At 72.8% G+C, this 12,095-nt stretch carries 13 protein-coding genes; 8 read left to right on the top strand and 5 right to left on the bottom strand.

Features of this window, described 5'->3' with window-relative positions; all coding sequences use genetic code 11:
* Positions 1–77 precede the first annotated feature (77 nt).
* The gene (locus tag IE145_RS00640) at positions 78–491 is read left to right on the top strand and encodes a DivIVA domain-containing protein (RefSeq protein WP_373296558.1); all 414 of its coding nucleotides are present in this window, start codon (positions 78–80) and stop codon (positions 489–491) included.
* Positions 488–1,081: a DNA-3-methyladenine glycosylase I gene (locus IE145_RS00635; RefSeq protein ID WP_189517801.1), complete on the top strand. Its 594-nt coding sequence runs from the start codon at positions 488–490 to the stop codon at positions 1,079–1,081. Before IE145_RS00640 ends, IE145_RS00635 begins: the two co-directional genes overlap by 4 nt.
* 7 nt (positions 1,082–1,088) lie before the next feature.
* Here IE145_RS00635 and chcB read toward each other — a convergent pair whose 3' ends face one another.
* Positions 1,089–1,901 carry a 2-cyclohexenylcarbonyl CoA isomerase gene (chcB, locus tag IE145_RS00630; protein WP_189517800.1) on the bottom strand — a complete coding sequence of 271 codons (813 nt, stop codon included), beginning with the start codon at positions 1,899–1,901 and terminating at the stop codon, positions 1,089–1,091.
* 315 nt (positions 1,902–2,216) lie between these two features.
* Between chcB and IE145_RS00625 the strand changes: the two genes are divergently transcribed.
* Positions 2,217–2,384 carry a DUF3117 domain-containing protein gene (locus IE145_RS00625; protein WP_003966491.1) on the top strand — a complete coding sequence of 56 codons (168 nt, stop codon included), beginning with the start codon at positions 2,217–2,219 and terminating at the stop codon, positions 2,382–2,384.
* Between the two features lie 109 nt (positions 2,385–2,493).
* On the opposite strand, the gene IE145_RS00620 is transcribed toward IE145_RS00625, so the two are convergent.
* Positions 2,494–3,159: an O-methyltransferase gene (locus IE145_RS00620; protein ID WP_189517798.1), complete on the bottom strand. Its 666-nt coding sequence runs from the start codon at positions 3,157–3,159 to the stop codon at positions 2,494–2,496.
* 177 nt (positions 3,160–3,336) lie between these two features.
* Between IE145_RS00620 and sigE the strand changes: the two genes are divergently transcribed.
* From sigE to IE145_RS00595, 5 genes are all read left to right on the top strand, one after another.
* The gene (gene sigE / locus IE145_RS00615; protein WP_172593797.1) at positions 3,337–4,098 is read left to right on the top strand and encodes an RNA polymerase sigma factor SigE; all 762 of its coding nucleotides are present in this window, start codon (positions 3,337–3,339) and stop codon (positions 4,096–4,098) included.
* Positions 4,095–5,162, top strand: coding sequence for a zf-HC2 domain-containing protein (locus IE145_RS00610; protein WP_189517796.1), 1,068 nt, complete (start codon positions 4,095–4,097; stop codon positions 5,160–5,162). The genes sigE and IE145_RS00610 overlap by 4 nt, the downstream gene beginning before the upstream one ends.
* A 92-nt stretch (positions 5,163–5,254) precedes the next feature.
* The gene (locus tag IE145_RS00605; protein WP_189517794.1) at positions 5,255–7,219 is read left to right on the top strand and encodes a S1C family serine protease; all 1,965 of its coding nucleotides are present in this window, start codon (positions 5,255–5,257) and stop codon (positions 7,217–7,219) included.
* Positions 7,220–7,386: 167 nt separating this feature from the next.
* Positions 7,387–7,887 carry a sec-independent translocase gene (locus tag IE145_RS00600; protein ID WP_189517792.1) on the top strand — a complete coding sequence of 167 codons (501 nt, stop codon included), beginning with the start codon at positions 7,387–7,389 and terminating at the stop codon, positions 7,885–7,887.
* A 125-nt stretch (positions 7,888–8,012) separates the two neighbouring features.
* Complete coding sequence (locus tag IE145_RS00595) at positions 8,013–8,684, top strand: hypothetical protein (protein WP_189517790.1); 672 nt, start codon at positions 8,013–8,015, stop codon at positions 8,682–8,684.
* 97 nt (positions 8,685–8,781) lie between these two features.
* Here the strand turns inward: IE145_RS00595 and IE145_RS00590 are convergent, their stop codons facing one another.
* From IE145_RS00590 to IE145_RS00580, 3 genes are read right to left on the bottom strand one after another with little or no spacing between them, the layout of a single operon-like run.
* Complete coding sequence (locus IE145_RS00590) at positions 8,782–9,915, bottom strand: Mrp/NBP35 family ATP-binding protein (protein ID WP_189517788.1); 1,134 nt, start codon at positions 9,913–9,915, stop codon at positions 8,782–8,784.
* A gap of 43 nt (positions 9,916–9,958) precedes the next feature.
* A complete protein-coding gene (locus tag IE145_RS00585; RefSeq protein ID WP_189517786.1) occupies positions 9,959–10,519 on the bottom strand; it encodes a DUF1003 domain-containing protein in 561 nt (186 codons plus the stop codon).
* The gene (locus tag IE145_RS00580; protein ID WP_189517784.1) at positions 10,506–11,810 is read right to left on the bottom strand and encodes a magnesium transporter MgtE N-terminal domain-containing protein; all 1,305 of its coding nucleotides are present in this window, start codon (positions 11,808–11,810) and stop codon (positions 10,506–10,508) included. The genes IE145_RS00585 and IE145_RS00580 overlap by 14 nt, the downstream gene beginning before the upstream one ends.
* Between the last annotated feature and the right edge of the window lie 285 nt (positions 11,811–12,095).

The following is a 12,095-nucleotide window of genomic DNA, read 5'->3' as shown; positions in this document are numbered from 1 at the left end:
CCTTTCGTGGCCCGGCCCCGACCTGTCGGTGCCGCATGGCACGATCGGAGCCGGACGAGGTTTCCGCCCCCGGGGAGATGCGCGTGTTCTGGTTCTTGCTGCTCACGATGGTCGTGGTCGTCACCGCGGTCACCCTCGCGGTGGTCGGAGGCGGTGGGAGCGCGGTGCTCCAGGACGTACCGCCCGAGCGGTTCACCGACCCGCTGCCCGCGGCCCGCCCGGTCGGCCGGGCGGACATCGAGGCGCTGCGCCTGCCGATGGCGCTGCGGGGCTACCGGATGGCGGACGTCGACGAGGCGCTGTCCCGGCTCGGCGCGGAGCTGGCCGAGCGCGACGCCCGGATCGCGGAGCTGGAGTCCGCCCTCGCCGGGGACCGGGCGGCCGCGGTGACGACGGGCACCGACCTGTTCAAGCAGCCCGGCGACCGGCCCGCGACGGAACCGGACGACGGCGCGGACGGCCCGGACCGCACCGAGGAGGACGGCCGATGAGCGCCGCCCTGCCCGCCCCCGACGGCGGACTGCGCTGCCCCTGGGGCCTGTCCACCGAGGACTACCTCACCTACCACGACACCGAGTGGGGCCGGACGGTCCACGGCGACGACGCCCTGTTCGAACGGCTCTGCCTGGAGGCCTTCCAGTCCGGGCTCTCCTGGCTCACGATCCTGCGCCGCCGCGAGACCTTCCGTACCGCCTTCGAGGGATTCGCGATCGAGGCGGTCGCGAAGTTCACCGACGCCGACCGGGAACGGCTCCTGGCCGACCCGGGGATCATCCGCAACAAGGCCAAGGTCGACGCGACCCTCGCCAACGCGAAGGTGCTCGCCGGCTGGCGGGCCGGAGAGCTGGACGAGCTGATCTGGTCCTACGCCCCCGACCCGGCCGGCCGACCCGCCCCGCGCACGCTGTCGGACGTCCCGGCCGTCACGCCGGAGTCCACCGCGCTCGCCAAGGCGCTGAAGAAGCGCTCGATCCGCTTCGTCGGCCCCACCACCGCCTACGCGCTGATGCAGGCCTGTGGACTGGTGGACGACCACCTCGCGGACTGCGTGGCGCGCGGCGGCGGCAGCACACCGGGCTGAGCCGCGGCTACTTGCCCAGATAGACCGGCTTCTCCTTGGCGAGGAAGGCCTCCACCGCGATGGTGTGGTCCTGCGACGCGCCCGCCCGGGTCTGGAGTTCGTCCTCCTTCTCCAGCGTCTCGGCGAGCGTGTGCCCGGCGCCGTACGCCATCGACTCCTTCAGCGCCGCGTACGCCACCGTGGGGCCGGCGGCCAGGGTGCGGGCCACCGCCGCGGCCTGCCCGGCCAGCTCGTCGGCCGGGACGACCCGGTTGGCGATCCCCAGCTCCAGCGCGTCCTGGGCGGAGACCGACCGCGGGAAGAACAGCAGGTCCGCGGCGCGGCTCTGCCCGATCAGCCGGGGCAGCGTCCAGGACACGCCCGAGTCCGCCGTGAGCGCGACGCCCGCGAACGAGGTGTTGAAGGAGGCGGTCTCCGCGACCACCCGGTAGTCGGCCGCCAGCGCGAAACCGAACCCGGCTCCGGCCGCGACCCCGTTCACCCCGGCGACGACCGGCTTCGGCATCTCCGTGATCGCCCGCACGATCGGGTTGTAGTGCTCCCGTACGGTGCTCAGCGCGTTGCCGTCGCCCGCCTCGCGGGTCGCCATGAGCGTGGCGACATGCTCCTTGAGGTCCTGGCCGACGCAGAAGGCGCGCCCGGTGGCCGTGAGCAGCACCGCCCGTACCGCCGGGTCCGCCGACGCCTCCAGCAGCGCGTCCCGGAGCGCGACCTTCGCCGCCGTGTTCAGCGCGTTCATCGCGTCGGGCCGGTTGAGCGTGATCGTCGCGAGCCCCTCGCTCACGTCGTACAGAACGGTGTTCGCCTGCTCGTCGGTCATTCCGTTTCCCCTCGCTGCTCGGGCGTCGTTGCTCCTTGCAGGCAAGCATGGCCGACGCGGACCGGGGCAGAGATGTGACCTGCGTCTAACAATTGGCCCTCACCCAGGGGTCCGGGGCGGCGCAGTATCGCAGCCGGATCGCCGAATTGGGTGGTTTTGAGAGAGCGCGTTGCGCAAGCGATGCAGACCGATGTTGGTCATCGGGGTCGTTGATGCGGGATAATGGCGAAGAAGCAATGTGTTCGATGCCGGTGAGGCAGCGCCTGTCATGGGGCCGCCGGTTGCGATGAGCTGGTTTCAGGAAGGGGAACGAGCATGGCGGCCATGAAGCCGCGGACGGGCGACGGCCCGCTCGAGGTGACAAAGGAGGGGCGGGGCATCGTCATGCGCGTTCCGCTCGAAGGCGGCGGTCGGCTCGTTGTCGAGCTGACCCCGGACGAGGCCGATGCCCTCGGCGACGCGCTGAAGAAAGTCGTCGGCTGACGTCGTCGGCCGACGCGGAACGCCCATCACCTTCCACCACTGCCCGGCACGGTCTCCGTGCCGGGCAGTGGTGCGTCCCGCTGGTGCCCGGGTCCCGGCCCCGCGCCGCTCAGCCGCGCCGGACCGCGCAGAGCAGCCCGTCGCCGACCGGCAGCAGGGTCGACATCAGCTCCTGGCTCTCGCGCGCCGCGCGCAGCAGCTCCCGCAGCCGCAGCACCTCGGCCGGCTGGGCGGCCGAGTCAACGGTGCGGCCGTCCGCGAAGACGCCCTCGAAGCAGACCAGGCCGCCCGGACGCAGCAGGCGCAACGATTCAGCGAGCACGTCGAGGCTCTCCAGCCGGTCGCCGTCGCAGAAGACGAGGTCGTAACCGCCGTCCGCGAGCCGGGGCAGGACGTCCAGGGCGCGGCCGGGGATGAACCGGGCCCGGTTGGTGGCGAAACCCGCCGCGCGGAACGCCTCCCGGGCGAACTGCTGACGCTCGGGCTCGGGGTCCACCGTGGTCAGGACCCCGTCCGGCCGCATGCCGTGCAGGAGGTAGATGCCGGACACGCCGGTGCCCGTGCCGATTTCCGCCACCGCTTTGGCGTCCGCGGCGGCGGCCAGCAGGCGCAGCGCGGCGCCGGTGCCCGGTGACACCGGGCGGAGCCCCAGCTCGTGAGCCCGCTCCCGGGCCACGTGCAGTGCTTCGTCCTCGGCGACAAAGGCGTCGGCGAACGCCCAGCTCGTCTGCCGGTTGGCGGTAATGACCCTCTCCTGTCCCCGTAGTTGGCGCAACGGTGACTGTATCCGCTGGACCCGGGAACCCGCAGATGGGACCGGGCGTTGTGCAAGGAGTGGGGAAAGCGCAGCGACCGGGTCCGCGGATCGGACCGGTGAGCTGGGTGAAAGTCCCGGGTGACGCCCGGCCCCAACAGGGAAAAGGCTTATCCGGAGCTAACGGGCGAGGTGGCTATGGTAGGGGCTCCACTGGACACCACCAGAGCCGATAGGGGAGGTGCGGCTGCGCCTGTGGACCGGGGAGGGGTGCTGCGGCGCCTGCTCAGGTCGGCCGGTGAGCCGAAATCCGTGACCAACATTGCTGACCGTTCTTCCGAAGACTCCGCACCGACCGCGACCTTCGCCTCTGATGCGGACTCTCAGGCGTGGACCCCGCCCTCATGGGAAGAGATCGTCAGCACGCACAGCGGTCGCGTGTACCGCCTTGCCTACCGTCTGACGGGAAACCAGCACGACGCCGAGGACCTGACCCAGGAGGTCTTCGTCCGGGTGTTCCGCTCGCTGTCGACGTACACCCCCGGCACCTTCGAGGGCTGGCTGCACCGCATCACGACCAACCTCTTCCTGGACATGGTCCGGCGCAAGCAGCGCATCCGCTTCGACTCGCTCGGCGACGACGCGGCGGAGCGGCTGCCGAGCCGTGAGCCGTCCCCGCAGCAGATCTTCAACGACACCCACTTCGACGCCGACGTGCAGCAGGCGCTGGACACCCTCGCGCCCGAATTCCGCGCGGCCGTGGTCCTCTGCGACATCGAGGGCCTCAGTTACGAGGAGATCGCCGCGACCCTCGGGGTGAAGCTGGGCACCGTGCGCAGCCGGATCCACCGCGGCCGTTCGCATCTGCGCAAGGCGCTCAAGCACCGTTCGCCCGAGGCCCGCGCCGAGCAGCGCTCCCTGGCGGACGCGGTCCTGGCGGGGGAGGGCGGACTGGCGTGAGCGGCACAGGTCCCACCGGTCCCACCCCTGCCGAAGCGCACCTGGGGGACCGGCTCGCCGCGCTGGTCGACGGCGAGCTGAAACACGACGCCCGTGAGCGGGTCCTGGCCCACCTGGCGACCTGCGCCAAGTGCAAGGCCGAGGCCGACGCCCAGCGCCGCCTGAAGAGCGCCTTCGCCATGTCCGCCTCACCCTCGCCCTCCGAGGGGTTCCTGGCCCGTCTCCAGGGCCTTCCCGGGGGCCCCGGCGGCGACGACACGGGCTCCGGCGGACCGTTCGGCGGCCGGGGGCCCTTCGCCGACGAGTTCTTCCCCGGCCTGCGGCCCCTCGCCGGCAGCACGCGCGCCGACACCGGGCCCTCCCCGCTGGACGGGTTCGGCTATCTCCCGGCCGCCCACGGCTCCACCGCCGTGCTGCGCGGCGGGGCGGCCGCCGGTTCGGCCTTCCGCATACACGAGGTGGCCCGTGAAGCGGACCGCTCGCCCTGGCGCGGGCGGCGCTTCGCGTTCGCCGCGGCGAGCGCCGTCTCCCTCGCCGCGATCGCGCTGGGCGGCACCCTGCCGCTGGACTCCGGCCCCGAATCCGCGCTGCGCGCCGAGGGCGCCGGGAACAACGTCACCCCGCTCGACGCCGAGACCCGCGCGGCGAACGGCGCCACGGCGGTCAGCCGCCGGGGCGGCGGCACTCTCGCGGTGACCGACGACGGCCGGGCGGCCGAACGGCCGGGCTCCGGCAGCGCCGGCACCGGAACGAACACGGTGTCCCCGGCGCTCACCGGCACCCCGGTGGCTCCGGCCGTCACCCCTCCGGTGAACCGGCAGGGGCCCCCGACCGCTCCGCCGCTGTTCGGCGCCTCGACCTCGGGGGGACACCCCTTCATGCTCCCCGTGCTGAACGTGTCCGTGCCGCCGCTGATACGCCCGGCGACCTCCGCCACCCCGCTGCTGGCGGCGGCGCTCGGCAGCGGTGCGGTGCCCAAGACGGTCCCCTCCTCGCTGTCCTCGGGGCCGCCCCCGGGCTCGCCGGCCAACGATCTGGCGAGCCCGCTTTCCCCCCGGCCCTGACGGGACCCTGCGCAGGGTTTCGCAAACCTGGTTGAATTCCGGTGAGGGACGCCTCTGTGGGGCGTACGACAGAGGCCAGTTGCGGGGAGAGCATGGACGACGGGAAGCCCACCGGGCCGCAGGCGAAGTGGTGGAGCCGCCCCACGGCGAGGCGCGCCGACCATCCGGAGCCGGACAGCGTCCTGCCCCCGGCGGGCGCCCCGGGACCGGAGGAGCCCACCGCTCCGGACCGTGCCCCGGCGGCTGCGGCCCCGGCCGCGCCCGGCACCGCCCCGGCGTCGGCCGCCGAGGCACGGGATTCCGCCTCGGCCGCCGAGGACCAGGCGTTCTCCCCGGCCCAGGACGAGGCTTCCCCGGCCGCCCCGGACCAGGCGGTTCCGCGCCCGCGGCCGGCCGGGCAGCCGCTGCATGAGCCCGATGAGTACGGCACCCCGCCCTACGGCGGCCCCGGCCCCTGGGCGCCCGCCCCGCCGGTGCAGCGGCCGACCCCGGCCCACGGCACGGTCGTACCGCCGGAGGCCGGAGGACCGTCCCCGCAGTACGCCGCGACGAACGGCTCCGGCTCGGCCCCGGCCCCCGCACCGCAGGCCGCCCCAGCTCCCGCCGACGGCCACACGCCCCCGCACGCCCAGCCCGCCGGCGCCTTCGCGCCGCCCCGGCCCGCGCCCAACGACGCCTTCGCGCCGCCCCGGCCCGCGCCCGCCGACCCCTTCGCACCGCCGCCCCCGCAGCCCCAGGCCCACACGAACGCCCCGCACGCCCAGCACGCGACGGCGCACGGGCAGCAGCCCGCCCACGCGGTGGCCCACGAGCCGCAGCAGCCCGGCCACCCGGGGCAGGAGCAGCACCGGCCGACGCAGTGGCTGCAGTACGACCCCTGGGGCGCTCCGGGGCAGCCGCTCACCCGGCCCGGTCCGCCCGAGGGCGCCGATCCCGGCCGGAAGAGGAAGCGGCGCGGCGGGGCCTTCGCCGGGGTGCTCCTGCTGGCCCTGGTCGCCAGCGGCATCGGCGGCGGAGTCGGCGCGTACATCGAGCGCAACGGCGGCCTGACCACCGTCGAACTGCCCCAGGCCGGCCGCGACAACGGCGACCGGGCCCCCGACAGCGTCGCCGGCATCGCCGCCAGCGCCCTGCCCAGCGTGGTCACCCTGCACGTCAGCGGCACCGCCGAGTCCGGCACCGGCACCGGCTTCGTCCTCGACGGCCAGGGCCACATCCTCACCAACAACCACGTCGTCGCCCCGGCCGGATCCGGCGGCGACATCACCGTCACGTTCAGCACCGGCGAGACGGCCTCCGCCGAGCTCGTCGGCAAGGACAGCGGCTACGACCTAGCGGTCGTCCGGGTCCGCGGCGTCTCGGGCCTCAAGCCCCTGCCGCTGGGCAACTCCGACAACGTCCAGGTCGGCGACCCCGTGGTGGCCATCGGCGCCCCCTTCGACCTGTCCAACACGGTGACCTCGGGCATCATCAGCGCCAAGCAGCGGCCGATCACCGCGGGCGGCGAGAAGGGCGACGGCAGCGACATCAGCTATGTCGACGCCCTCCAGACCGACGCCCCGATCAACCCGGGCAACTCCGGCGGCCCCCTCGTCGACTCCCAGGCCCACGTCATCGGCATCAACAGCGCCATCCGCGCGGCCGACAGCGGCCGGGGCCCCGAGTCCGGGGGCCAGTCCGGCTCCATCGGCCTCGGCTTCGCCATACCCATCAACCAGGGCAAGCGCGTCGCCGAGGAGCTGATCAGCACCGGCAAGGCCACCCACCCGGTGATCGGCGTCACGCTGGACATGAAGTTCACCGGCGACGGGGCCAAGGTCGGGACGAAGGGCGCCGACGGCGGGCCCGCCGTCGCCGAGGACGGACCCGCGGACAAGGCGGGCATCAAGTCCGGCGACGTCATCACGCAGGTCGAGGGCCAGCGTGTGCACAGCGGCGAGGAGCTGATCGTGAAGATCCGGGCCCACCGCCCCGGCGACGATCTCGACCTCAAGCTGACCCGCGGCGGCGAGGAACGGACCGTGACCCTGAAACTCGGCTCGGCGAGCGGCACATGATCCGCCCCGTGAGCCACCAGGGCACCCGGCACGGCATCCGGCACGTGCGCGCCACCGCGAGGTACCGCCCGGACACCTTCGACAGGTACCTTTGAGCGGTCCGGGCAGCAGGCGGACCCGGGCCGCGATCGCACGGAGAACACGCGGAGAACACGAGGAGCAACAAGGTGTTCAATGACATAGGCGCACTGGAGCTGCTGACGCTCGGGGTGCTGGCCGTGCTGGTCTTCGGCCCCGACAAGCTGCCCAAGCTGATCCAGGACGTCACGCGCACCATCCGCAAGATCCGCGAGTTCTCGGACAGCGCCAAGGAAGACATCCGCTCCGAGCTGGGACCGCAGTTCAAGGACTTCGAGTTCGAGGACCTCAACCCCAAGACGTTCGTCCGCAAGCAGCTGATGGACGGCGACGACGACCTGGGGCTGAAGGAGATCCGCGAGAGCTTCGACCTGCGCAAGGACCTGGCCGATGTCACCGACGCGGTCAACGGCCGCACCCCGGCCGCGTCCGATACCGCCAACAGTGCGGCGAACGGCTCCGCGGGCGCGTCGGCCGCCGCCCCCTCCACCAGCCTGACCAAGACCGGCGACACCGCTCCTGACCTGCTGAAGAAGGATCCCGCGCCGAACCGGCCCGAGCGCCCGCCGTTCGACTCCGACGCCACCTGAGCCCCGGTCAATCCCGACTCGTCCGGACGGTATCGCTATTCTCCATCTGTCCGGTTGCGAGGACGCCCATGCCCGCGGGGGGCGGGCCGCTCCGGATCCTGACCGATCGAGGAGCGGCCGCGCACATGGAGACGACGAGTCGGACTGACACGGACGGTGTCCCGGGCACGGCCACGGCGGAGGAGGAGCCGCAGGAGGCCCCGGCGGCCCGGCGGGCCGCCGACGGCTACCGGGCGGCGACCTTTCCCTGGTACGGGCTGGACGAGGCCTTCACGGGCCCGCGCTGGCTGATGCAGGTCGGCACCGCGGCCGACGGCACCGTGCAGCACGGTGCGACGGGCCACGGTGACGAGCCGTCGGTGAAGTCGGACGGCTCCGTCGACAAGGAGCGGTTCGCCGCGGTGATCACGGTGGCCGCGAGCCCCGTACGGCGCAGCGGCGACGGTACGGGCGTGCTGGACGCCACCACGGTGTCCTCGGCGGCCTGGCTCGCGGGCTCCGGTCTGCTGGCGTACACCTGGCCGCCGCAGATGGACCACACCCTGCGCGACGACTGGCTGGACCAGCAGACCGAGACCGCGTTCACCCTCGCCGACGACCTCGGCAGCGCGCCCTGGACGACGCTCTCCCTGCCGGTGGACGGGGTTCCGGTGGAGTTCCACTACCGAGAGTCCGAGTTCGGCTGGGTCCTCGCCGGATCCGCCCACGAGGGCGTGCACATCGGCGCGTACGGCCGGGGGATGAGCGCGTACGGTCTCGGCTTCGCGGTCATCAAGGACATCGAGACGTACGCGTAACGGCGGCGGGAGCAGGAAGCACGGCAAACACGCGTCAGGGCGGGCCGGACGACCACCGGCCCGCCCTGAAGCGTGCTGTACGCGCGGACGTGTCGCGTCAGAACTTGTTGCGCGGGGTGATCCCCAGCGACATGCCCGACAGACCGCGCTGACGGCCGCCCAGCTTCTGCGCGATGGCCCGCAGCGCGCTGCCGGCCGGGGAGTCGGGGTCGGACAGGACGACCGGCTTGCCCTCGTCGCCGCCCTCGCGCAGCCGTACGTCGATCGGGATCGCGCCCAGCACCGGCACCTCGGCGCCGACCGTCCGCGTCAGCCCCTCCGCGACCCGCGCGCCGCCGCCCGAGCCGAACACGTCGACCATCTCGTCGCAGTGCGGGCACGGCATGCCCGACATGTTCTCCACCACGCCGACGATCTTCTGGTGGGTCTGCACGGCGATCGAACCGGCCCGCTCGGCCACCTCGGCGGCCGCCTGCTGCGGGGTCGTGACGACCAGGATCTCGGCGCCCGGCACGAGCTGTGCCACCGAGATCGCGATGTCACCGGTGCCCGGCGGCAGGTCCAGCAGCAGCACGTCCAGGTCGCCCCAGTACACATCGGCGAGGAACTGCTGGAGCGCCCGGTGCAGCATCGGACCGCGCCAGACCACGGGCGCGTTGCCCGGGGTGAACATGCCGATGGAGATGACCTTCACGCCGTGTGCGGACGGCGGCATGATCATGTTCTCGACCTGGGTGGGCTTGCCGTCCGCGCCCAGCATCCGGGGCACGCTGTGCCCGTAGATGTCGGCGTCCACGACACCGACCTTCAGCCCGTCGGCGGCCATGGCCGCGGCGAGGTTCACCGTCACCGAGGACTTGCCGACGCCGCCCTTGCCGGAGGCGACCGCGTACACCCGGGTCAGCGAGCCGGGCTGGGCGAAGGGCACCTCGCGCTCGGCGGTGCCGCCGCGCAGCGCGCTCGCCAGGTCCTTGCGCTGTTCGTCGCTCATGACGTCGAGGGTCACCTCGACGCGGGAGACCCCTTCGACCCGGGCGACCGCGTCGGTCACGTTCCGGGTGATCGTCTCGCGCATCGGGCAGCCGGAGACCGTGAGATACACGGTGACAGCGACTACACCGTCAGGATCGATCTCGACCGATTTCACCATGCCCAGCTCGGTGATCGGGCGGTGGATCTCCGGGTCGTTCACTGTCGACAGTGCCTCAAGCACCGTGTCTTCCGTAGCCATACAGACGATGTTACGGCGCGCGGGCCTACGGACGGGTAGCCCGTCAGCGGTCGCCTTCGTCACTCTCGGCCGGGAACAGCATCTGCCGCTCCTCCATGTCCTTCACCATGTCCTGGAGCTCGGAGCGGATCCAGTCCCGGGTGGCGACCTCGCCCAGGCCCATCCGCAGGGCCGCGATCTCCCGGGTCAGGTATTCGGTGTCGGCGATGGAGCGCTCGTTCTGCTTGCGGTCCTGCTCGTGCGTGACCCGGTCACGGTCGTCCTGCCGGTTCTGGGCGAGGAGGATCAGCGGCGCGGCGTACGAGGCCTGGAGCGAGAGCATCAGCGTCAGGAAGATGAACGGGTACTGGTCGAACCGCAGGTCCTCGGGCGCGAAGATGTTCCACAGCACCCAGACGATGATGATCAGCGTCATCCAGACGATGAACCGCCCGGTCCCCAGGAACCGCGCGATCCGCTCCGAGAACCGGCCGAACGCCTCCGGGTCGTACTCCGGCAGCAGCCTCCGGCGCGGCGCCCTCGGCTGGTCCAGCCGGGTGCGCGGGGGCCGCATCAGCCCGGAGGCACCGGTCGAGGACGCCTTCGCCCGCTCATCGCCCGCCACGGCCGACCCCCTCCTCCCCGTGCAGACCCGTCTCCCCGTGCAGATCCGTCAGGTCCGTCTCGCGCCAGTCGTCCGGCAGCAGATGGTCCAGGACGTCGTCGACGGTCACCGCGCCCAGCAGGGAGCCGCTCTCGTCCACGACCGGGGCGGAGACCATGTTGTACGCGGCCAGGTAGCTGGTGACCAACGGCAGCGGGGTGTCCGGCGGCAGCGGCACCAGATCGCTGTCGACGATCGAGCTGACCAGGGTGAACGGCGGGTCGCGCAGCAGCCGCTGGAAGTGCACCGTGCCCAGGTACTTGCCCGTCGGGGTCTCGTCGGGCGAGCGGCACACGTACACCTGCGCCGCCAGCGCGGGAGACAGGTCCGCCTGCCGTACGCGGGCCAGCGCGTCCGCCACCGTGGCGTCCGGGCGCAGCACGATCGGCTCGGTCGTCATGAGACCGCCCGCCGTCCGCTCCTCGTACGACATCAGCCGTCGTACGTCGGCGGCGTCGTCCGGCCGCATCAGCGCCAGCAGCCGTTCCTTGTCGTCCTCCGGCAGCTCGGAGAGCAGGTCCGCCGCGTCGTCGGGGTCCATCGCCTCCAGGACGTCGGCGGCCCGCTCCTCGGCGAGCTTGCCGATGATCTCCACCTGGTCGTCCTCGGGCAGCTCCTCCAGGACGTCGGCGAGCCGGTCGTCGTCCAGGGCGGCCGCCACCTCCGCCCGGCGCTTGGGCGAGAGGTGGTGCAGGGCGTTGGCCACATCGGTGGGCCGCAGCCGCTCGAACGTGGCGACCAGGTTCTCCGCGCCCTGCCCGTGCTCCTCCAGCGAGAAGCCGCTGACCGCCGACCACTCCACCGTCAGCGTCTCGCCCTTGCGGCGCAGCGCACCGCCGCGCCCCTTGCGGACGAAGTACTTGTCGATCTCCCAGTCGCGGCGGGCGGGCAGCTGCTGGATGGCCACGTCCAGGACGGTGACTTCTTCGTCGTCCTCCACCAGCCGGACCCGCCGGTCCAGGAACTCGCCGAGGACGAGCCGCTCGGTGGGCCGCTGTTCGAAGCGCCGCATGTTGACGACGCCGGTGGTGATGACCTGGCCGGACTCGACGCCCGTCACCCGGGTCATCGGCAGGAAGATCCGTCGGCGGCTGATCACCTCGACCACCAGTCCCAGGATGCGCGGCGGCCGTCCGCCGACCCGCAACATCGCCACCAGGTCGCGGACCCGGCCGACCTGGTCCCCGTTGGGGTCGAAGACGGGCACCCCGGACAGGTGGGAGACGAAGACCCTGGGGGTGACCGCCGCCATCCGCCGCCTCCTTCGTCCGTCCGTGTCCGGGTGGTCCCGTATCCGGCCGGAACCGTCTCGCCGTTCTGCCGGAACCGTTTCGTCCGGTCCGTGGCCGTGCGTCCCCGGTCGTCCCTGCCTGCCGCCGCCGACCAGCGGAATTCGCCGGTACACCGGGATCAGGCTAGCCCGTACCGACGCGCCGCGCCCCGGCGGACCCGTCCGTACGGCTGGCTGCCGGACGGCGCGCGCCGCACGGGTACGCTGCCGTCTGCTACCCCCGATCGCAGTGGAGAGGCAGTGCGC

This window comes from Streptomyces sindenensis (assembly GCF_014649035.1).
In the GTDB taxonomy this organism is placed as follows: Bacteria; Actinomycetota; Actinomycetes; order Streptomycetales; family Streptomycetaceae; genus Streptomyces; species Streptomyces sindenensis.
This window is presented reverse-complemented; position numbering and strand designations above follow the sequence as displayed.

Coding starts and splice junctions, on each gene's coding strand:
- IE145_RS00640 (WP_373296558.1), top strand. CDS start 78: ATGCGCGTGTTCTGGTTCTTGCTGCTCACGATGGTCGTGGTCGTCACC.
- IE145_RS00635 (WP_189517801.1), top strand. CDS start 488: ATGAGCGCCGCCCTGCCCGCCCCCGACGGCGGACTGCGCTGCCCCTGG.
- chcB (WP_189517800.1), bottom strand. CDS start 1,901: ATGACCGACGAGCAGGCGAACACCGTTCTGTACGACGTGAGCGAGGGG.
- IE145_RS00625 (WP_003966491.1), top strand. CDS start 2,217: ATGGCGGCCATGAAGCCGCGGACGGGCGACGGCCCGCTCGAGGTGACA.
- sigE (WP_172593797.1), top strand. CDS start 3,337: ATGGTAGGGGCTCCACTGGACACCACCAGAGCCGATAGGGGAGGTGCG.
- IE145_RS00605 (WP_189517794.1), top strand. CDS start 5,255: ATGGACGACGGGAAGCCCACCGGGCCGCAGGCGAAGTGGTGGAGCCGC.
- IE145_RS00595 (WP_189517790.1), top strand. CDS start 8,013: ATGGAGACGACGAGTCGGACTGACACGGACGGTGTCCCGGGCACGGCC.
- IE145_RS00590 (WP_189517788.1), bottom strand. CDS start 9,915: ATGGCTACGGAAGACACGGTGCTTGAGGCACTGTCGACAGTGAACGAC.
- IE145_RS00580 (WP_189517784.1), bottom strand. CDS start 11,810: ATGGCGGCGGTCACCCCCAGGGTCTTCGTCTCCCACCTGTCCGGGGTG.